Origin of the sequence: Acetobacter senegalensis, from assembly GCF_001580995.1 — a bacterium.
Lineage (GTDB): Bacteria > Pseudomonadota > Alphaproteobacteria > Acetobacterales > Acetobacteraceae > Acetobacter > Acetobacter senegalensis.
Window position 1 is genome coordinate 71,253 of record NZ_LHZU01000137.1, and the last position, 19,507, is coordinate 90,759.

Genomic DNA, 19,507 nt, shown 5'->3' on the forward strand with positions numbered 1-19,507 from the left:
TTTTCAGCCGTTCAGCAGAGTCCGTTCAATTGCATCCCGCACACGGGGGGATGTCGGGGGCGTGAGGCTGCTGAACCATGCTGCAGGCTGACCGGAGCGGTTGATCAGATATTTATAGAAATTCCATCGGGGATGGCCCAGAAAACCGCATTCCTTGTTCAGCCACTGGAACAATGGAATGGCATTTGCTCCCTTTACGGAACCGCGTGCCGCCATGGGAAAGCTGACGCCATAATTCCGGTGGCAGAAATCGGCAATTTCCGATGCTGTGCCGGGTTCCTGCTTTCCGAAATCATTGCTGGGCACGCCTATCACAACCAGTCCGGCTTTTTTGAATTGGCACCAGGTGGCCTGCAACCCCTCATATTGTGGCGTAAAACCGCATTTGGACGCGGTATTGACAATAAGGAGCGGTCTGCCCCGATAGTCGTTGAGATTGATTGTGCCGCCTTCCAGGCCAGGGAGCGTGAAATCGTAAGCCGTGGTCATGGCGTGGTGCCTCTTTTGTTGCGAACGTCTCAGGGGTAATAAACCCTGTCTAGCGCAAGAAAAGAGAAGGGGCGAGAGGAGAGAGGGAGGGGGAAGCCTGCTGCCCAGTTGCGGGTTCTTGTCAGGCTTCCACCAATTTTTTGCGTTGGAGATCGTGTTCGTTTATTATTGTTCATTATGTTGAACACGATCCCGTATTTGGAATAATGAGGATATCGCCTCCTCTTGTCAACAAGGAAAATAAGATCGGCATGTCCAAACCTCAGGATTCTGTCCCGGCGCTCCGTCGGGCCGTGCGTATTCTCGATCTGGTCAAGGCTGCGCAGCGGCCCCCACTGGCGGCGGATGTGGCCCGGCAGCTTGATCTGCCAAGGAGCACCGTGCATGGGCTGCTGGCGGTTATGGTTGAACTGGGGTTGCTGGAAAAAACAGCCACACAGGGTTACAGGCTGGGCACCCGCCTTCTGGACTGGGTGGGTGGCGTGACAGAAAAGCGGGATCTGGTGACGGAGTTCTATCAGTCCCTTGATGGCTTTTCTGATCTCGACACCTTTACGGTGACACTGACCCTGCTTGAAGGGATGGAAGTGGTGTACGTGGCCTGTCGCAACAGCGCCACGGTGTTAGGGGCCTCCTTCCGTGTAGGCATGCGCCTGCCCGCCATTTTCACGGCAACGGGGAATGCCATGCTGGCCGAGATGGATGATACATCCTTCCGCGAATGGCTGACATTACACCCGGCCTCCACATGGCCCGAGCCCATGACTCCCAATGGAATCCGTTCCGTCACGACTCTGGTGCGGGAAATTGCCGAGATTCGCGAACGCGGCTACGCGGTGGATGATGAGCAGATTCATGATGGTCTGTGGTGCTTTGGTGCCGGCGTGAAAGATTATTCCGGCCGTATGGTGGCAGGTGTGGGCGTCAGCCTGCCCCAGACAGAACTGGGCCGATATGACGTAGGAGAACTAGGGAACAGAGCTGTGGCTCTTGCTCAGGCTGTTTCCGGACGGCTGGGTTATAGAAACAACATGACCGAAGAGGTAGAAAACCAGCGTTAAAGTGAGAGCCGGACTCTGATACCCGTCGGGCGGTACAATCAGATCAGGATCATCGGATTGAAAAGGAAGACTATGCCTCGGTCCTGTTGGGTAGCGGTGCGCCGCGTGACATCGGTTTTATGTGCGGGTCTGGCGTTGGCCACATTTTCTGCGGCATCGTGCCGGGCAGAAGAACAGACGCCACAGACAGAAGTAAAATATCTGGTGTTCGTGCACGGCCTGCATGTGATGGACATTCAGGCGTCCTACCGGCTTGATAATGCCCAATATGGGATTGGGGCGCATGTCAAAACGGCGGGTCTGTTTAATATGTTCATGAAAACAGACTTGACTCTTACCGCTCAGGGACGGTTCGCCGGGCAGGTCGTGGCCCCGGAAACGTTTGACAGCAAAGGCTGGTCGCGTCGCACAAACCGGCATATCACCCTTACCTATAAGGACAACCTGCCACAGGTCACCCAACTTGATCCGCCGGAGACAAACCGGGAGGCGGTGACAGAAGCTGAGCGGCAAGGTGCGGTTGATACGCTGGCCATGTTGATGGGTTTGCTACGGCAGGTAAGAGAGACACAGAACTGTGCCATGCAGGAAAAAGTTTTTGACGGATTGCGGCTGACAACGCTTTCCGTGCAGCCGGGAAGCGAACAGAAACTTCCCTCAAGCGGACCATTGGACTGGGGCGAGGCAGCCTTGCGCTGCAATTTTGTGGGGCAGCAGATCAAGGGGTTCAAGCTCAGCAACGAGCAAAGCAAACTGCGTAACCCGCAGCCGGGCCGGGCCTGGTTTGAACGGATTGGGGCCGCAGGCTTTGTGGCCGTCCGGTTGGAACTGGATCACCCCAAACTGGGCCACATCACGGTTCTGCTGGATGGCGCCCCACGTCAGTTCCCGTAACGGGCAAGGCTCTTCTGAAAACAGAGCCAATAAAAAGCCCGAGTGAAAGAGAAACTCTCACTCGGGCGATATAGAGACGCTTATTGCGTCTAGTGTGATGAGTTCGCGGTTTTATTCAACCGTTACGGACTTTGCCAGATTGCGGGGCTGGTCCACATCCGTTCCCTTCAGAACGGCAACTTCATAAGCCAGCATCTGCACGGGAATAGTTTGCAGGATGGGGGCAACAAAATCATGCACATGCGGCAGAACCACCATGTCTTCCGCAATGGCGGAAACACGGTCCGCGCCCTTGGTATCTGTAAAGACGAGCAGACGCCCGCCACGAGCCTTGGCTTCCTGAAGGTTGGATAGCGTTTTATCAAACAGGGGCGTGTAAGGCACGCTGGCGACAATCGGCACGGTGCGATCAATCAGGGAGATCGGACCATGCTTCATTTCCCCTGCTGCATAGGCTTCCGCATGGATGTAGGAAATTTCCTTGAGCTTCAACGCACCTTCCATGGCAATCGGGAACATGCTGCCGCGGCCCAAATACAGAACGTCAAGGGCCTCGGCTACAACGCCTGCAAGCCGCCGTATGGCTGCACCTTGCGTAAAGACCTCTGCCGCGCGGCTTGGCAGATCAAGCAGGGCTGCTACCAGCTCTTCTTCCGCAAGCGCATCTAACGTGCCGCGTGCGCGGGCCGTGGCAATGGTCAGGCAGGCAAGCACTGTCAGTTGAGCCGTGAAGGCCTTGGTGGAGGCCACGGAAATTTCCGGGCCAGCCACAGTTCCCAGAACACTGTCACTTTCACGCGCCATGGTGCTGTGCTCAACATTCAGCACGGAAAGAATATGGATGGCTTTCTGGCGCAAGCTGCGCAGAGCCGCCAATGTATCGGCCGTTTCTCCTGATTGGGAAATCAGCAGCCCGAGAGAGCCTTCCGTTAGTGGCGGGTTGCGGTACCGCATCTCACTGGCAACGTCGATATCCACCGGCAGCCGCGCAATAGCTTCCAGCCAGTAGCGGCCAACCATGCCAGCATAGAATGCTGAACCGCAGGCGGTGATTACCGCACGGGGCACCGTGGCCAGATCAAAAGGCATGTCCGGCAAAAATACGCGGCGGCTGGCAGGGTCAACCATGCGCTGCAGGGTCTGGCCAATCACCAGCGGGTGCTCATGCAGCTCTTTTTCCATGAAATGACGGTAGCCGTCCTTGCCAATGGAACCTGCGGCCAGAGCCGTGGTCTGCTCCTTGCGCTGAACAGGCGTGCCGTCAAACGTCATGAACTCCGCTTTTTGCGGAGTAATCACCACGCAGTCCCCATCTTCCATGTAGGTGATGCGGTTGGTCAGCGGTGCAAGGGCGAGGGAGTCAGATCCAAGGAACATTTCATCCTTGCCATACCCAACAGCCAGCGGGGCGCTATGGCAGGCGCCAATCATCAGCCCTTCATGACCGGCAAAGATCATGGCGATGGCATAAGCCCCTTCCAGACGGTTGAGGGCTTTTAACGCGGCATCCTTGGGGGCAAGGCCCTGCCCAAGATGGTAATCCACAAGTTGGGCTATGGTTTCGCTATCCGTTTCCGTGCTGAAAACCTGTCCGGCTTCTTCCAGCTCACGGCGGAGGTCTTCAAAGTTCTCAATAATACCATTGTGAACAATGGCGACGCGCTCCGTGCCGTGCGGATGTGCATTGCAGGTTGTGGGGGCGCCATGAGTTGCCCACCGTGTGTGGCCAATACCCGTTGTGCCCGGAAGCGGGTCCTGCTCAAGAAGTGCGCCCAGATTATCCAGCTTACCGGCAGCGCGGCGGCGTTCTACCCGGCCGTCCACCAACGTGGCGATACCGGCGGAATCATATCCGCGATATTCCAGACGGCGCAGTCCTTCAAAGACGATGGGCGTGGCATGTCGCAGACCGACAACACCGCATATTCCGCACATCAGCCGTTTTCCTTTCGGGCTTTGAGTGTTTCCTTGAAGTGCCTGCCCAGTTCGGGTTTGCTCACCTGACGGGAGCGGCCAAAGGCAAGGGCATTTTCAGGCACGTCCTTGGTAATGGTGCTGCCAGCAGCAATCATGGCGTTGGTGCCAATACTGACCGGGGCCACCAGAATGGCGTTTGAGCCGACAAACACGTTGTCACCAATTAGGGTGCGGTGCTTGAAGAAGCCGTCATAATTGCAGGTAATGGTACCGGCCCCCACGTTGGTCCGGGCGCCAATATCGGCATCGCCCAGATAGGTCAGGTGGTTGGCTTTGGCACCGTCTCCTACCGTGGTGTTCTTGACCTCAACAAAATTGCCAATGTGGGCTCCCACACCAATATCCGCTCCGGGGCGCAGGCGGGCATAGGGGCCAATCAGCGCATTGGCCTGCACCTCACACCCTTCCAGATGACTGAAAGCACGGATTTCTGCGCCGCTTCGCACGGTAACACCGGGGCCGAACACCACATGCGGTTCAACCAGCACATCGGGTTCAAGTTCGGTATCAGCGCACAGGAAGACTGTTTCCGGCGCGACCAGCGTTACGCCGTTTTCCATGGCTTTCGTGCGCAGGCGGTTCTGGAGGGCGGCTTCAGCCTCGGCCAGTTCCACGCGGGAATTGATGCCACGCAGTTCATCTTCTGCAGCTTCCACGGCGCGTACACGTACGCCGTCCGCTACCGCCAGATCGACCACGTCCGTCAGGTAATATTCACCTTTGGCGTTTTCATTTTTCACAGCCTTCAACCACGTGCGGAAGGTGTCTGCATCCGCGCACAGAACGCCTGCATTGCATAGATCAATGGCGCGTTCCTCCGGTGTGGCGTCCGCCCATTCCACAATGCGGTCCACATTGCCGTCCTGTGCAACCACCCGGCCATATCGTCCCGGTTCCTTGGGGCGCATGGCCAGCAGCGCGAGCCCAACATCGGGCGAGCGGCGTTCTTCCAGAAGGCGGTTCAGAGTTTCAGCCGAAATCAACGGATTATCCGCATAGAGTACGGCTACATCCCCTTCGCCAAAATATGCTTCAGCCTGCAGGGCCGCGTGGGCGGTGCCCAGCCGTTCATGCTGTACTACCACCGGGTAAGGGGCTGCCAGTTCGGCAACATCTTCCATTTCAGGACCAATGACCACCACCAGCCGATCAAACACATCTGCCGCATTGGCGATCAGATGTGCCAGCATGGGGCGGCCGGCCAGACGTTGCATGGCTTTGGGGCGGGAGGACTTCATGCGGGTGCCCAGCCCGGCGGCCAGCAGGACCGCAGTGGCAGGACGGGAAGGGAGAGGAGATGTCATGATTGAATTGCGGTAAGCCAACCTCACGCCCCTGTCAAACGCCGGGCTGGAGGAAACCTGAAATCTGGATATCATAAAATTTTTCAGGACTTTACTGAAGAAGGCAAAAGCGGTGATGAAACAGAAACTCGCAGTGTTTGACATGGATGGCACATTGCTGGACTCCCTGCCTGATCTGGCGGAATGCGGGCGGGAACTGCTGGCCAGCTATGCTCTGCCGCCCGTATCAGACGCAGAAGTGCGCCGCATGATTGGCAACGGGGTGCCCATGCTGGTTGAACGCCTGCTTCAGGCTGGGGCAGAAAAAGGAGCGGGTGCGCAGGTGGCGGACATAGATCACGCTCAGGCCTGCCGCCGCTTTATGGAGTTCTACACCCCACGGGCCACCCGGCTATCCCGATTGTTTCCGGGCACAGAAGACACGCTTCATACGCTTCAGGCGCAGGGATGGCTGCTTGCAGTCTGTACCAACAAGCCGGAAGTCGCGGCACTGGCCATTCTGGAACGGTTTGGCCTTTCTCCCTTGTTCGCCTGTGTGGGGGGAGGAGACAGCTTTGCCGTTAGAAAGCCGGACCCCGGCCATCTTCTGGGAACAATTGCCAAGGCCGGAGCGCAACCGGAGAGCAGTGTGATGATCGGGGATATGTCTCCGGATCTTCTGGCTGCGCAGGGGGCAGGCTGTCCGGCTTTATTTGCAGCGTGGGGGTATGGTGATGGCAATCTGGCGGAACTGGCGCAGGCCGAAGCGGCAAGCATGGTCGATGTGCCCGAGAAAGCAGACTGGCTACTGCAGAACGTATCCAGGGCTCTATGAGAACGTAGGGAGAGGCAGGATAGTACAGGCTTCTTCAAGAGGCTGGTTCCAAGAAACCGGAAAGCGAGGGCTGGCAAGGGACTGAAAGCTGACCGAAAGGCTTGGTGCAGGCTCACCACTGCGACGGAAACATCACTGATCCGCAAAACGCCTTCCAGACCCGCCCTGTCAGTTTTTGCAGGCAGTCAGACCAGATATCTGGCTGTCCCTGTCTTTAGGGGGCGATCTGAGCCAACCGTGCAAGAACAGTCTGTCCGGCTTTGGTAAAAGCGTCTTCATTGAAATGGGAGAAGACATAGCTTCGGGCAGCCTGTCCCATCTGATGGAGCGTTTCAGGGCGTGCGAGCGCCTGTGCGAGGCAGGCCGAGAGCGCCTCTGTATTGCGTGGAGGCACAGTCCATCCTGTTACGCCGGGTTGGACAGAGCGGGTCAGTTCTCCCACTGCTGATGAAATAACCGGAAGACCTGCCTGCATGGCTTCATGCGCGGCCATGCAGAATCCCTCCCAGTGAGAGGGTTGGAGATACAGATGCTGGTCCGCCAGAAACGCACCGGTGTCTGAGCAGAATCCCGGCAGGGAGACCTCATTTTGCAGTCCATGAAGCTGCACGAGCGCTTCCAGTTTCGCCCGTTCTTCGCCTTCTCCGGCAATAGTAAGGTGAAACGGAGGGAGCGCATCTTTTTGTTTAAGCTGTGCCAGAGCAAGGCAAAGCGTGTCATACCCCTTGACCGGATGAAGTCTGCCCACTGAACCCAGCCGGATGGTCTCGCCTGCCTGCCATGGGTGGCTTTGGGGGGCGGAAGCCCGCGCATGAAAAATGGGCCAACACATCAGCCTGTCCGCCGGAATGCCCAACTGGGTGCGGGTAACCTGTGTCACGTAATCGGAATCGCCTATCCATAGGCAGGACGCGTTACGCCGCAGGCGAAGCAAGGTATCATTCGGCGGACGGAGTTTGGCCGAATGTTGCCAGCTTATGACAGGAATACCACGTTTCTGCCCCACGCTCTGCCCAAGAAGCGTTGCCCGCGTCAGGGAGGTCCAGATATGGGTGGGGCGCCACAGTGCGATCTGCTTTTGCAGCCAGAAAAAGGCGGCCAGATGGTCTTTTCGGCCACCCTCGCGGATAAAAACCTCCAACCCGGCATCGCGCATCGGTTTTTCGGCGCGTCCATCGCGCCGGGTCAGGGCGAAAACAGCGACTTCATGACCAGCCTGCCGGAGCACCCGCGTAATGGCTGGAACAGGAAAGGCCGCACCACCGCCTTCCGTGGAGTTGATGACGTAAGCAATACGCATGGAAATTCAGTTTCAGGCTGGCGCTTCAGCCGCAATCAGTTTTTCTGTCAAAGCCAGATCGGCAGGCTTATCGACATCCACGGCAGCGCGACCATCCGAAAGGCAGATCAGTTCAGCTCGGGCACCTGTCAGCTTGCCAATCCGAGCGCACAAAGCTGCACGGCTTAATTTTTTGCAGAGCGCTTTCAGCAGCACCATTGGCCCCAGAAGCCAGGCAATGCGGAGAGGGTGTTTGCGGTTTTTCTCCACCTTCAGCCAGAGCGTCGCCACGTTTACGGCGGCAGGGGAGTTGAAGAGGAACAGATTGCAGCCAGAGAACGCCAGATCAGAAAGCCGGATAAAGGTGCGTTTGGTGCCCGGCACATCTCGCAGCACAACGGCTTCAGGGGCAACTGCGGCGGCGACATCACATTGCGGGCCGCATTTTTCCAGAAATTCCGTAATCCAGTTGGGGCGCAGTAAAGCACTGTCGGCCGTGGTGACAAGCAACGGCGTGCCGAGCTGCGCCAACCCCGCCAGAACGCTGGCGCTTGGCCCTTCCGGGCGAGAAGGGATGATGCCGACATCAGGTGGTAAAATACCATTCAGAACAGTCGGATCATCAATGCAGACAGCAATCCGTCCAACTGCTGGGGTGGCGCGGAGGGCAGCCAGAACCCGCAAAATCATGGGAGTGCCTGCTACGGGCAGAATGGCTTTATGAGAAACCCCGGCTGCCTGCGCCATGGGGTCTGGCGCCCCGGGCCGTGTACCGGCCAGAACCAGAACGTTCAGACCCTTGGAAGGAATGTTCATGCGGCGTGCCGGGTGCCACGCGCTGCTTTGGCGTCCGGCCGGGCACCGTCCGGACGGTCACGCGGGGGGGAGCCTGTCAGATCCATCACCCACGGGTAGATTTTGGCTTCCTTGATATCATAGCCCAGATTGAAAACGGTCGGACTACGGGGGCGTGCTTTGGCGTCCTTGTAATAGCTGCCGAACAGGCGATCGACCACAAAGCTGGTGATACCGAAATTGCCGTCTTCATCATGGAAATGATGCAGAACGTGGCGGGCTTTCATGCGCTGGACCCAGGCGGAACGCGGTTTATAGTTCAGGTGCTGGATGCAGTGGAAAAATTCATAAATGCACGTAATGGTAACGCCTGTGCCAAATGCCGTGGCAGATGCCCCAATACCCCCGATCAGATAGCCGATGGGGCAGGTGATGATGGCGATTGTTGGCAGCGTGGTGACGGGCGCACCAAACAGCACATCCAGCAGATGCGGGTCCTGATGGTGGTCAAAGTGGATCCGTTTCCACAAGGATGCGGTCCACTTCATTTTATACAGAACGCGACCATGCAGCACATAGCGGTGCAGCAGATACCACACCAGCGGATAGACCAGAATAACGGCAACGATGGAAACAAGCGTTGCGCCCCATCCTGCAAAAAAATGCGTGGCGACGGCAATGCTGGCAACAATCAGAGCAAAATAGAGCAGAATGGTCGGGTAGGTGAGATACGCAACCCAAAGCTGTCTGAGGTTCATTTTGCCCAGATCAAAGCTCCGGCCTGTTTTCAGGCTCGCATTGTTCAGCGTTCCACTCATTTTGCTTCATTCCTCAAAAGCACTGTTGCGGCCCCCAGCGTGAAGATAATCAGGCCAGGAACAGTTGCAACGGGCGGTGGCAGAAGGCCCGCATTGCCCATGGCGCGTAGAAGACCTTGCGCCACAATAAACAGCAGACCTGCCCCCAGACACCAGACCGGAAGCCAGCTACGGGTGCCCGTGCGAGGAGGGATATAGATCACCGGCATGGCAATTAACAGGAGTACCAGCATTGCAGCCGGGCGCAGAAAGCGCTCAAGCAGCCCGGCCTGTAGAAAACCCGGACTGGAATCAGAAGGCAGATGCCCCCGCAACATGCCGATGATGGTGCCGGATGAAAGGGGCGGATTTTCTGTGGAAAGGCGGATAAAATCCCACGGATGCAAGGTTGTCTGCCAGTTTCGCTGCTCTTCTGACGGCAGGCGCGTTGCCGTTGGATCATTGATCTGAATGCGTTTGACGGTGTGAAGAACCCACCCATTGGCATGGGTATAATCAGCGCGATCAGCGTGGATCACTTCTTGCAACAAACCTTTTTCATCGCGTGAGTAGATATCCAGACCGGAGAGCATGTTGCCCCCGTCCGCCACATACGTCACGCGGGCAACCTGTCGCCCTTCATGAAACCAGAAGGCATGGCCTTTTTCCGGGTGGGGATCTGTTCGGTTCCACCAGGCGGCCAACGCCTGTTCCGATCGTGGCGTTACCTGATCATCAAGAACGACTCCCAGCGCACCAATAATCAGCGTGGCCGGGATCAGGCGTTTATACAGGCCGAGCATGGAAAGGCCCGATGCCTGCAGGATGGCCATCTCACTCGCCAATGTCATTTGGGAGAGCATGACCAGCGCCCCGATCAGCAGACTGAGAGGGAGTGCCCCCGCCATAAGAAAGGGTAGGCGCATGCCAGCATAGGTAAAGATGCCCGCCACCCCCAGATGGCGCTGGAGAATGGGGGTTGTCTGTTCCAGCAGGGCCAAAATTTCCAGAAGCCCCACCAGCACAGCGCAACTGAAGAGAACGCGGTTCAGCAGAACACCGGAAAGATAACGGAGCAGCACTAACCGCGGAGGGCGAGAGGTTTTACTCACGAGACAGCCCTTTCCCCTGCGCTATGAGACCGGCGGTTGGCAGCCCATTGCGCTTTGAGGGCTTGAAACACGCCTGCCTTATAAAGAAGCAGAAGCGAACAGCCGATCACAAAGACCCACGCGGGGCCCCATATAATAAGGAGAGGAGCCTTCTTGGTGGCGACCATGCTGTGCCCGAACTGGAGCAGGTGATCAAAACCCACCATGACAATAAAAGCCACTACGAGCCCAGCACTGCTTCGTTGCCGCTTGCGCATGATGGCAAGGGCCGCCGCCAGCACGGGAATGAAGGGGATGGTCAGGCTGCGCGCCAGCCGGAAATGGACTTCCGAACGCATATGGGGGCGGGAGATAGCGGGGTCGCGCTGTATCAGACGGCTGACCAGTTCGGGAGACGTCAGTTCCCGTTCATCTTCTCCGCGTTTGCGGAAGGGTGACAGGTGAGAGGCTTCAGTCAACGTTTTGGTTGCGTGGTCGAAAGTGGTGAGGGACGGGACATTCTTCCTGTTGTCTGTCAGGATGGTGCCGTCTTCCAGATCAATTTCCACGGCGGAATTGTCAGACGCCAGCCGGATGTGCCCGCGTGCAGCAGTAATATCGCGTTCCTGATGGTCAGACGTATCCCGAATGAAGACCTTTTCCAGATGCGAACCTGCGTGGTCCACATGGTCTGCCACAAGTGTCAGATGGTTGGACGGGCTGGCAAACATGCGTGATTGCAGGCGCGGAGCCCAGCCAGTGTGGCTGGCTACGTAGAACGCTTCCCGGAAGTCGTAACGCGCGTGGGGCTGGACAAATCCGTATAGCAGAAAGGACAGGAAGCCCAGAAACGCACCCAGCAGGATAAAAGGGCGGGTAATGCGCACAAGAGAAACGCCGCTGCTGGTTATGGCGTCAATTTCTTCATTCTGGCTCATGCGCCGGATAACGGAGAATACACTCACGCACAGCGCAGCAGGAATGGCGAGCCCCAGATAGTGCGGCAGCAATGTGCCCAGCAGTTCCAGAAATGTGCCCAGATGATTGTTGCCTGCGGCCAGCAGGTTGAACAGCACCAGCAGTCGTTCCAGCAGCAACGCGGCCATGACAACCGAAAGAGCAACCAAAAAAGGTGGAATGACCTGCGCAATCAGGTAACGGTCCAGCGTTCCGGGCGTGAAGAACACTTTCACCCTGCGCAAGAGAGGCTCGTGCTGCATGGCGGTTTCATAGCGCCTTTGCGTCAGAAAGGCGATGGGGAGAGAAATGGTGCAAAAATCCGTCCTGCATTCTGCCGTTAGAACCCAGCTCTCGCCTTTGAACGCTTATGCGCCATTGCGCAGCCTCAGCGCGGACAGAAATACAGTTCCATCCTGCGGCCTGATCCGGGGTGCCCGCACTATGTGAGGCAGATGTCGTGCCGACAACAGGAATATCCGTGTGCGGAATGCAGGAGAGAGTCGCACGGTGCGAGTGGCCATGCAGAACCAGCTCGGCTCCCTCACGTTTCAGGATCGCCTGCAAGCGCTCCATCCCGTCCAGTCCCTTGCGCTTGCTCACCAATCCTTGCACGGGAGGGTGATGGATCAGCACTATTCTGCACAGCCCTTCCTCTGCCGTCTGGCGTAAAAGAGGGCCAAGCGCTGCAAGCTGGCTGTCTGAAACCCGGCCGGACGCAAAGAAAGGGGGAGTAGGAATAGCACTGTTCAGCCCGATCAGAGCGACAGGTCCTTTTTTCAAAAGGGAAGGCGATCCTGCCTCGCTGTGTAGCCACGGGTTCCATAAGGCGCTTTTGGTTTCAGCGGCCTCGCGGATCAGCGCATCATGATTTCCGGGCACAAGCAGGGTTTCCGGCAGTTCCTGTTCGTTCAGCCATCGGGCGGCGGCTTGAAACTCCTTGGCCAGACCCAGATTGGTCAGGTCCCCGGTCAGGGCGACCAGATCTGGTTGGTATTGACGGATATCCCGCATGACGGCGGCCAGAGGTGCTGCCAGATGCACATGACGGCGTTTCAGCCGCCAGGACAGAAGAGACAGCAGACGTTTGATGCGAATGTCACTGAGCGCCGGGAGCCCGACCAACGGCAGATGCGGGTCAGAAAAATGCGCAATTTCAAGAGAGGACAAAAACAGGAGACTCCGGCACAGGAGGGTCTGACAGGACAGCATGTGACAAGTTCAAGAAGTCCCACTATACCACCGGCATATGCCGGGGCAAAAGGCGCTGGCGCATTATCTGCAAACGCATGAGTGTCTGAGTGCCAGATCGTTTCGCCTTAATTCATAATTCCCGTAGCCGACGTAATCTCAAGGCGGATCGTCAATACCTTGCAACCGCGCGAGACATGCTCGGTCCGATGTTTTACGCCCCGGATACATCCTTGGCATTGCAAGAAACAATCGAAGATCTTGCGCGCCAGCAGGTCGAATGTCTTGTGGTAGATGGCGGGGATGGAACAGTCGGCAAAGTGCTGAGTGTTCTGTATGCGTCCTCTTATCCCAACCATCGGCTGCCCAAGATTGCGGTCTTGCCGTCCGGCAACACGAATCTGATTGCGGCGGATGTCGGGTTTGGCTTGCGCGGGGTGGAAGCCTTGCAGCGTTTGCAGGATCTGGCCCGTACCCAACAACTGCAATGTGAGGTCAAGGAGCGTCAGCCTCTTGTCCTTTCCTGGCCAGGCCAGGACCGGGCTGCCGAACTTGGTTTTTTTGGCGGTTTAGGTGCCTTTACGCGTGCGATTGAGATCGCGCATCAGCCTGCTATCCTGAAAAACTACGCGCACGATGCGGCCGTGCTCGCCACCTTCGCGCTTACGGCGCGCCAGTTGCTTACGCCCCGTTTACGGCAGGGGTGGTTGAATGGGACGCCGTTGGGGGTAGGGCTGGAAGGAAATGCGGCAGAAATGCACGATTGTTTCCTGTTCCTCTGCACAGGCTTGCAGTGTCTCCCTCATGGAATCTGGCCATTCTGGAAGCCGGAGGGAGAAGCTGATCGGGGTATCAGCTATCTGGATGTAGCAGCCCGTCCAGAACGGTTGACCAAAGCCATCTGGAATCTTGTGCGCGGCCGTGCTCCGGCCTGGATACAGAATAGCTCATCCTACCATAGCGGGTCTTCCGAGCGTATCCGGCTGCGGACGGAGCAGTCTTTTGTGCTGGATGGAGAGGTTCTGGATACCGGGCCAGATCATTGTCTGGACATAACGGCTGGGCCAGTTGTGTCTTTCCTTCAGGCATAAAAGGCGAGGGTGATGGCAGCGTTCTCCTCTTATGAACAGGCTGATGCGCATAAGGTCTTGCAAGCACAAATACAGCAGGAACTAAACACACCCGTTGCCCCTGAAATCACGGATTTTGTCTGGGACATGATTGGATCAGCCCGTCCTTTAGGCGTGCTGTTTTATGGTTCAGGCCTGCGTGGTGGCCTGCAGGACGATACATTACTTGATTTTTATGTCATTTTGCGGCGCCAGTCTGACTGGCCACGGCCTTTTCTGGCACGGGTGGGGAATACGCTTTTACCACCGAACGTAGAATATCATGAGATCGAAGTGGAGGGACGCCTGCTTCGGGCCAAAGTGGCTCTTCTGTCTTTGGCTCAGTTTCGCACCCTGACCGGCTTGCAGACGTGGGATACCACGGTATGGGCCCGTTTTTCCCAGCCTGTTCGGCTTGTATGGGCCGCAAACCACAAAGCTGAAGAGGCTTTGCAGCGGTGCGTCATGCGGGCAACCATAACGGCTGCGGTGTGGGCAGCATGGCTGGGGCCGGAAAAAGGGCAGCCGGAAGCGTTCTGGAACGCGCTTTACCGTCGCACCTATCAGACTGAATTACGTGTGGAAAAAGCGGGAAGGGGGGCTGGCATCGTTGCCAGCTATCAGGAGCGCTATGCGCGCCTTCTGCATCCATGTTGGCGGATAGCAGGGCTTGCCGTGCGGGAAAGTGATACGGAGCTTGAGCCGATATTGTCGCCTGCCCAAAAAAAGAAGCAGGAAAAAGCATGGGGCTTGAGAACAACCCTAGGCAAACCCCTGAACATTGTCCGGCTCATGAAAGCGGCTTTTACCTTTTCAGGCGGAGCCCGCTATGCCGTATGGAAAATTGAACGCCATAGCGGAATAGCCGTGCCTCTGACCCCGTTTGCAGAAAAACACCCCCTCATTGCCGGGCCGCCCTTGTTGTGGCGTTTGTGGCGTAAGGGGGCGTTTCAGAAAAGCCGTTAAAGAGCAGCGGGTTCTGCAATGGCGCCAGCTTCCAGACCAGCCTGACGGAAAATTTCGATTGCCTGATCAATCTGGGCGGGTGTGTGGGTTGCCATCACGGAACACCGCAGCAGGGGGCGATGGTCTGGGGTGGCAGGGGGCAGACTCAGGTTGACGTACACCCCAAGGTCAAGCAGCCGGTTCCACATGGGAATGGCCTGTTCCAAGGATTCCAGAGTAACAGCAATAACCGGGCTTACCTGTCGGCTGGCGTTCAGACCAATCCGGTGGAAGCCTGCATGCAGATGGGCCGCATTGGCCATCAGATGCGTCCGCAGTTCAGGGTGTTCCTGCATGTCCTCCAGCGCGGCCATGGTGGCGGCAATCACTTCTGGCGGCAATGATGCCGTAAACATGTAGGGGCGGCAGTTCAGACGCACCATTTCCAGTTCAGGGTGATCGGAAACGCAATAACCGCCAACAGTACCAAGGCTTTTGGAGAAGGTGCCAACCACAAAGTCCACATCGGCTTCAACGCCGGCTTCTTCTGCAACGCCCAGCCCTTTTTCTCCCATCACGCCAAAGGAGTGGGCTTCATCAACCAGAAGATACGCGCCTGTTTCCCGTTTGACGGCCGCCATTTCCGCAATGGGTGCCACATTGCCGGTCATGGAATAAATGCCTTCCACAACAATCAGCTTTGCGCCCGGTGTTCCGTCCAGTCGCTTAAGGCGTTTGTGCAGATCTTCGGCATCATTGTGGCGGAAGCGGATCACCTGTGCAGGGCTCAGACGGCTGCCATCATAAATGCTGGCGTGGCTGTCTGCATCCAGAATCAGATAATCGTCTTTTCCCACCAAGGTGGAGATCATTCCCAGATTGGCCTGATACCCGGTGGAAAAAACCATGGCGTCCCGGCGGCCAAAATAGGCGGCAATACGCTGTTCCAATTGACGGTGCAGGGACTGCGTGCCGTTGGCAATGCGTGACCCTGTTGTGCCAACGCCATATTTGCCCACCGCGTCCTGCGCAGCCTTGATGGCACGCTCGGACTGGCTGAGGCCAAGATAGTTATTGGTGCCGAAAAGCAGTGTTTCCCGGCCCTCAATCACGCCAACTGTCGAAGAAATCGGCTTTTCAATGACAACAGCAAAGGGGTTGCGTCCGCCTGCCTGGACCAGAGCGCCAAGTGCACTGGCCGTGCCGTCAAACTTGGAAAAAAGTGACGTCATACGCACTCAGCCTTTGTTTTTCAGGTCAACAATGCAGGTTGCAAGATCATTGATGGTACGGATGTCAGCCAGCTTGTCCAACGGAACGGAGACATCCAACGTATCTTCAACTTCCATGACAAAGTTCATGACTGCCAGAGAATCAAAGGCAAGATCTTCCATGATCTTGCAGTTTCCATCGATATCGCGAGGCACCTTCGGGTTGGCGAGAAGCTTCTGGATGATCAGCGCAGAAACGCTTTCAACGGTTTCGCTCATATCGGATCCCTTCATCCTTATGCGTGTTTAAACAAAATGAGCTTCCGCCCAATGGCGCGACCTTATGGGAGAAAAACAAGGGTTTGACCAGTGTCCAGCCTACCTAAGATCGCAGGGTGGGCTTAGCAGGCTGAGGCTATATCGGGCTGCGGTTCAAACATGCCGCTCAAAAACATGTTGCGCGCCTTGGCCCGTGTCAGTTTGCCAGAAGATGTCTGCGGCAGCGCATGGGGCGGCACAAGCACAACGGAGACATCAACACCGTGCAGACGCCGGAACAGGTTGGCAGCTTCACTACGCAGAGTTTCACGCATTTGCGGATCAGTTGCGCGGCACTGAATCAGAGCCACAACTTCTTCCTGCTCGCCTTTTTCAAGAGAGAATACAGCGACATCACGACTGCGGAGGGTAGGAATATTGGTTTCAGCTGACCATTCCAGATCCTGCGGCCAGATATTCCGTCCATTGATGATAATCAGATCTTTTGCGCGGCCTGTTACCACAATCTGGCCGTTCAGCATGTAACCCAGATCACCGGTGTTCAGCCATTTCTGCCCATCAAGCACTTGGCGCGTTTCGTCAGGGCGGCGGAAGTAACCATCCATCAGGCTGGGGCCACGTACAAAAATGGTACCCACCTGCCGGTCACCCAATATGTTGCCATGTGCATCACGCACTTCCAGCCCATGATGCGGCAGAACCTTCCCGCATAGAACAAAGGTGCGCGTCGGGGCATCAGGATGGGTTGGTGCACAAGCAATTCCCTGGCTTTCCAGCACAGCCAGATCAACCGTGTCCGTCTGAATCCCAGTATTTAGCGGGGCAAAGCTGATCGCCAGTGTGGCTTCGGCCATCCCGTAGCTGGCTTCAAACGCCTTTGAGCTGAACCCGGCGCTCGCAAAGCGTTCCGAAAACTCTTCCAGAATATGCGGGCGGATCATGTCGCCCCCAATTCCGGCCACCCGCCAGCTTGAAAGGTCCAGCCCAGCAGAGGCAGGGCGGCGTGCGCACAGTTCATAACCGAAGGATGGGCTGTAGGCGATTGTTCCGCGATTGCGGCTGATCAGGTCCAACCAGACATGTGGGCGGCGAGCAAATTCCCGCGTGGGAAGCATATCTACCGTCAACTGACAGGTCATGGGGGTAAGAAAGAAACCCACAAGCCCCATGTCATGGTAGAGCGGCAGCCAGGAAACACACCTGTCTCCGGTTTCACGTACTTGCAAGCCGTCATGAGCAATGGCTGCTACGTTTGCCATTCCAGAACGCTGGCTGACACAGACACCCATTGGGAAACGCGTGCTACCAGAAGAAAACTGGAGGTAGGACAGGGCGTCTGGTTGAATTTCCGGCAAAGACATGTCCGGCACAGGACGGGCCATCAGATCAGCAGGAGAGCCGGCGAAGACCAGCCCCAAGCCGCTGACAATATCATCAGTCCAGCCTTCAATAATCTGCGGGATAATAACGGCGCTTGCGCCAGCACTGCTGATCATTCCCCGCAAGGTGGACAGATAGGCGTCTTTCCCTGCAAAGGCGACAGGAAGGGGGAGTGGCGCAGTAACAAGGCCAGCGTACTGGCACCCGAAGAAGATACGCGCAAAGTCCCCATCGCTTTCGGCAACAATCGCCACGCGGTCACCGGGCTGCAGGCCCATGCCCAGCAGGCGCAGGCCGGTTTCAATCGCCTGCTCACGCAGTTTTTTATATGGCAGGGCTTCCAGCAGAACACCTTTGCCGGAATAGATATTGAAGCCAGCACTTCCTTGGGCCGCGTAATCCAGCGCTTCAGGGAAGGTGGCAAAATCACCGTAACGGCGCGGCTGACCGGACTGTGTTGGAACCGGCTGCAAGGTCTCTTCGTTTGAAGGTAAAGAGGCAGAGTTCATAACGTTCATCAGCTGGCCATTCGAAGAAAATCAACAATTGCATCGGCGCCTACGGGCGCAGTGGGTTCGTCTCCGCTGAGATCGAACGTGTCGCGTATATAATCTTTTTGTAGATTTACGAAAGCATCATGTGAACAAAATGCGTCGTCCACGGCTTCGCCAAGATAGTCGACCGTGTTCACAACTGGCCCAAGTGTCCAGAATCTATAGTTTTCGTCCCCTTCCCACGTCACATTATGGGCGTTGAGAAAGAGACAGGCGCGGGGTTGGACCAGGAACTCCGCTATCTGAGAGCTCGCGTCTCCCAGATACAGATCCGCAGCCGACGTATAAGTCATGTCGATACTACGCGTGCTGCCGGTGTCGATAATCATATGGGAATGCCCGCCAAAGGCTCTTTCAAGCTGGCGTGCTTCAGTGCGCCGATTATCGAACAGCCGGTAATGAGGCGCAAAGATCAGATTATAACGGTCCTGATTGGCGAAATGAGAAAGAACATTTAGCCCCATTTTAGGCCAGGATGACAGCCGCGCGTTGAAATGCGGATTGTAGAGGATCGTCGGCCGGTTGTTATTGAACAGGCGGGTGCTCGTGCTGCGCATGCGGCGCACCATGTCAAATTTGGCATAAACACCAGTATGATAACAGCCGGGGCGGATGGCTCCCTGAGCCAGCAGGCGCTGCTCCACCTTGCGCCCGGCCATCAGAACGTAATCAAAATTCTTTACGTCCCGTGCAAAACCGATAGCACGATCACCTGCGCCATGGCGGGTCCAGATCAGGCGTGGTTTGCGTACGCCAAACTTCCGCAAATAGAGCGATGTCCGTTCCGGAACGACGATGCCCTGAAATGTTGAGAAATATTTCTTGTTTAAAAACAAGCTCGCAAGACGGGAAAAAACGGTGTGGCCGTGCCGTTCCACATGCTCACGCAAAACGCTTGGCAGGTGAAGAAGTTCAAAACTCGCACGCGATTCCGGATAGTAGGAGGCCAGTGAGCGGGCATAATCAAGATGCGCCTGCGTTGTGCATGCAACATGGACTTCCGCCTCAGGGTGGCGGCTGGCCATTTCCATTGCAATCGGCAGGGAATGCAAGGTTTGGTGCGGTTGAGCGATATAAGGGAAAAGAACGCGCATCAGTAGAATGGTACCTCTTTGACTGAAGCTTCATGCCTGCAAACCGGGTGCTTCATGACCGCCTCATCATGTCCTTGCTGCGGTGGCCTCTCTAAACCACGTTCATGCACAAATCGCCTCAGCGGCGGGATAGTCAAGATGTCTCACTTGCATGCACTTGCAGAGAGCGCCGAGGTTTCGTGATCAGGGGAGGGGACGGACAGAGAGACCCCCTCACACACCGAATGAAATATTTTCGTCATTTTGTGTCATTTGTCTGTTGACGGTGTGTTGGTGTTAGCTTAGA

The 19,507-nt window shown here is 56.6% G+C and carries 18 protein-coding genes; 5 read left to right on the forward strand and 13 right to left on the reverse strand.

Annotation, left to right across the window (positions count from 1 at the left end; genetic code table 11):
* Positions 1-3: 3 nt before the first annotated feature.
* Entirely contained in the window at positions 4-489 is a 486-nt protein-coding gene (locus AD948_RS11515; RefSeq protein ID WP_061472089.1) for a glutathione peroxidase, read from the reverse strand.
* 251 nt (positions 490-740) lie between these two features.
* On the opposite strand from AD948_RS11515, the gene AD948_RS11520 reads away from it, so the two are divergent.
* Both AD948_RS11520 and AD948_RS11525 read left to right on the forward strand, forming a co-directional pair.
* Complete coding sequence (locus AD948_RS11520; RefSeq protein WP_061472090.1) at positions 741-1,550, forward strand: IclR family transcriptional regulator; 810 nt, start codon at positions 741-743, stop codon at positions 1,548-1,550.
* Between the two features lie 72 nt (positions 1,551-1,622).
* Complete coding sequence (locus tag AD948_RS11525; RefSeq protein WP_061472091.1) at positions 1,623-2,444, forward strand: DUF3108 domain-containing protein; 822 nt, start codon at positions 1,623-1,625, stop codon at positions 2,442-2,444.
* A gap of 111 nt (positions 2,445-2,555) precedes the next feature.
* Here the strand turns inward: AD948_RS11525 and glmS are convergent, their stop codons facing one another.
* The gene (gene glmS, locus AD948_RS11530; RefSeq protein ID WP_061472092.1) at positions 2,556-4,379 is read right to left on the reverse strand and encodes a glutamine--fructose-6-phosphate transaminase (isomerizing); all 1,824 of its coding nucleotides are present in this window, start codon (positions 4,377-4,379) and stop codon (positions 2,556-2,558) included.
* Entirely contained in the window at positions 4,379-5,725 is a 1,347-nt protein-coding gene (glmU, locus tag AD948_RS11535) for a bifunctional UDP-N-acetylglucosamine diphosphorylase/glucosamine-1-phosphate N-acetyltransferase GlmU (RefSeq protein WP_039904013.1), read from the reverse strand. The genes glmS and glmU overlap by 1 nt, the downstream gene beginning before the upstream one ends.
* Positions 5,726-5,840: 115 nt before the next feature.
* On the opposite strand from glmU, the gene AD948_RS11540 reads away from it, so the two are divergent.
* Positions 5,841-6,539, forward strand: coding sequence for an HAD hydrolase-like protein (locus AD948_RS11540; protein WP_082782419.1), 699 nt, complete (start codon positions 5,841-5,843; stop codon positions 6,537-6,539).
* A gap of 214 nt (positions 6,540-6,753) precedes the next feature.
* On the opposite strand, the gene AD948_RS11545 is transcribed toward AD948_RS11540, so the two are convergent.
* The 6 genes from AD948_RS11545 to AD948_RS11570 are packed head-to-tail and all read right to left on the reverse strand — an operon-like array spanning position 6,754 to position 12,670.
* Complete coding sequence (locus AD948_RS11545; RefSeq protein ID WP_061472093.1) at positions 6,754-7,839, reverse strand: glycosyltransferase family 4 protein; 1,086 nt, start codon at positions 7,837-7,839, stop codon at positions 6,754-6,756.
* Positions 7,840-7,851: 12 nt separating this feature from the next.
* Positions 7,852-8,634, reverse strand: a complete 783-nt coding sequence (locus tag AD948_RS11550) for a nucleotidyltransferase family protein (protein WP_061472094.1) — start codon at positions 8,632-8,634, stop codon at positions 7,852-7,854.
* The gene (locus AD948_RS11555) at positions 8,631-9,431 is read right to left on the reverse strand and encodes a sterol desaturase family protein (protein WP_061472095.1); all 801 of its coding nucleotides are present in this window, start codon (positions 9,429-9,431) and stop codon (positions 8,631-8,633) included. Before AD948_RS11555 ends, AD948_RS11550 begins: the two co-directional genes overlap by 4 nt.
* The gene (locus AD948_RS11560) at positions 9,428-10,522 is read right to left on the reverse strand and encodes an LptF/LptG family permease (RefSeq protein ID WP_061472096.1); all 1,095 of its coding nucleotides are present in this window, start codon (positions 10,520-10,522) and stop codon (positions 9,428-9,430) included. Before AD948_RS11560 ends, AD948_RS11555 begins: the two co-directional genes overlap by 4 nt.
* The gene (locus tag AD948_RS11565; protein ID WP_061472097.1) at positions 10,519-11,721 is read right to left on the reverse strand and encodes an LptF/LptG family permease; all 1,203 of its coding nucleotides are present in this window, start codon (positions 11,719-11,721) and stop codon (positions 10,519-10,521) included. The genes AD948_RS11560 and AD948_RS11565 overlap by 4 nt, the downstream gene beginning before the upstream one ends.
* A gap of 7 nt (positions 11,722-11,728) precedes the next feature.
* On the reverse strand, positions 11,729-12,670 hold the full coding sequence (locus AD948_RS11570) for a metallophosphoesterase family protein (RefSeq protein WP_061472098.1): 942 nt from the start codon (positions 12,668-12,670) through the stop codon (positions 11,729-11,731).
* A gap of 89 nt (positions 12,671-12,759) precedes the next feature.
* Here AD948_RS11570 and AD948_RS11575 point away from each other — a divergent pair, with 89 nt between their 5' ends.
* Together AD948_RS11575 and AD948_RS11580 are read left to right on the forward strand one after the other, a co-directional pair.
* Positions 12,760-13,740 carry a diacylglycerol/lipid kinase family protein gene (locus AD948_RS11575; protein WP_061472099.1) on the forward strand — a complete coding sequence of 327 codons (981 nt, stop codon included), beginning with the start codon at positions 12,760-12,762 and terminating at the stop codon, positions 13,738-13,740.
* A 12-nt stretch (positions 13,741-13,752) separates the two neighbouring features.
* Positions 13,753-14,724, forward strand: a complete 972-nt coding sequence (locus AD948_RS11580; protein WP_061472100.1) for a hypothetical protein — start codon at positions 13,753-13,755, stop codon at positions 14,722-14,724.
* On the opposite strand, the gene spt is transcribed toward AD948_RS11580, so the two are convergent.
* The 4 genes from spt to AD948_RS11600 all read right to left on the reverse strand — a co-directional run bounded on the left by spt (position 14,721) and on the right by AD948_RS11600 (position 19,221).
* Positions 14,721-15,935: a serine palmitoyltransferase gene (spt, locus tag AD948_RS11585; protein ID WP_058988558.1), complete on the reverse strand. Its 1,215-nt coding sequence runs from the start codon at positions 15,933-15,935 to the stop codon at positions 14,721-14,723. The genes AD948_RS11580 and spt overlap by 4 nt on opposite strands.
* Positions 15,936-15,941: 6 nt before the next feature.
* Positions 15,942-16,193, reverse strand: a complete 252-nt coding sequence (locus AD948_RS11590) for an acyl carrier protein (RefSeq protein ID WP_006558274.1) — start codon at positions 16,191-16,193, stop codon at positions 15,942-15,944.
* A 122-nt stretch (positions 16,194-16,315) separates the two neighbouring features.
* Entirely contained in the window at positions 16,316-18,091 is a 1,776-nt protein-coding gene (locus AD948_RS11595) for a fatty acyl-AMP ligase (protein WP_086898267.1), read from the reverse strand.
* A complete protein-coding gene (locus tag AD948_RS11600; protein WP_006558276.1) occupies positions 18,091-19,221 on the reverse strand; it encodes a sensor domain-containing protein in 1,131 nt (376 codons plus the stop codon). The genes AD948_RS11595 and AD948_RS11600 overlap by 1 nt, the downstream gene beginning before the upstream one ends.
* Positions 19,222-19,507: the final 286 nt, after the last annotated feature.

Coding starts and splice junctions, on each gene's coding strand:
- AD948_RS11595 (WP_086898267.1), bottom strand. CDS start 18,091: ATGAACGTTATGAACTCTGCCTCTTTACCTTCAAACGAAGAGACCTTG.
- AD948_RS11580 (WP_061472100.1), top strand. CDS start 13,753: ATGGCAGCGTTCTCCTCTTATGAACAGGCTGATGCGCATAAGGTCTTG.
- AD948_RS11600 (WP_006558276.1), bottom strand. CDS start 19,221: ATGCGCGTTCTTTTCCCTTATATCGCTCAACCGCACCAAACCTTGCAT.
- AD948_RS11545 (WP_061472093.1), bottom strand. CDS start 7,839: ATGCGTATTGCTTACGTCATCAACTCCACGGAAGGCGGTGGTGCGGCC.
- glmS (WP_061472092.1), bottom strand. CDS start 4,379: ATGTGCGGAATATGCGGTGTTGTCGGTCTGCGACATGCCACGCCCATC.
- AD948_RS11515 (WP_061472089.1), bottom strand. CDS start 489: ATGACCACGGCTTACGATTTCACGCTCCCTGGCCTGGAAGGCGGCACA.
- AD948_RS11550 (WP_061472094.1), bottom strand. CDS start 8,634: ATGAACATTCCTTCCAAGGGTCTGAACGTTCTGGTTCTGGCCGGTACA.
- spt (WP_058988558.1), bottom strand. CDS start 15,935: ATGACGTCACTTTTTTCCAAGTTTGACGGCACGGCCAGTGCACTTGGC.
- AD948_RS11565 (WP_061472097.1), bottom strand. CDS start 11,721: ATGCAGCACGAGCCTCTCTTGCGCAGGGTGAAAGTGTTCTTCACGCCC.
- AD948_RS11520 (WP_061472090.1), top strand. CDS start 741: ATGTCCAAACCTCAGGATTCTGTCCCGGCGCTCCGTCGGGCCGTGCGT.
- AD948_RS11540 (WP_082782419.1), top strand. CDS start 5,841: ATGAAACAGAAACTCGCAGTGTTTGACATGGATGGCACATTGCTGGAC.
- AD948_RS11555 (WP_061472095.1), bottom strand. CDS start 9,431: ATGAGTGGAACGCTGAACAATGCGAGCCTGAAAACAGGCCGGAGCTTT.
- AD948_RS11590 (WP_006558274.1), bottom strand. CDS start 16,193: ATGAGCGAAACCGTTGAAAGCGTTTCTGCGCTGATCATCCAGAAGCTT.
- glmU (WP_039904013.1), bottom strand. CDS start 5,725: ATGACATCTCCTCTCCCTTCCCGTCCTGCCACTGCGGTCCTGCTGGCC.
- AD948_RS11570 (WP_061472098.1), bottom strand. CDS start 12,670: ATGCTGTCCTGTCAGACCCTCCTGTGCCGGAGTCTCCTGTTTTTGTCC.
- AD948_RS11525 (WP_061472091.1), top strand. CDS start 1,623: ATGCCTCGGTCCTGTTGGGTAGCGGTGCGCCGCGTGACATCGGTTTTA.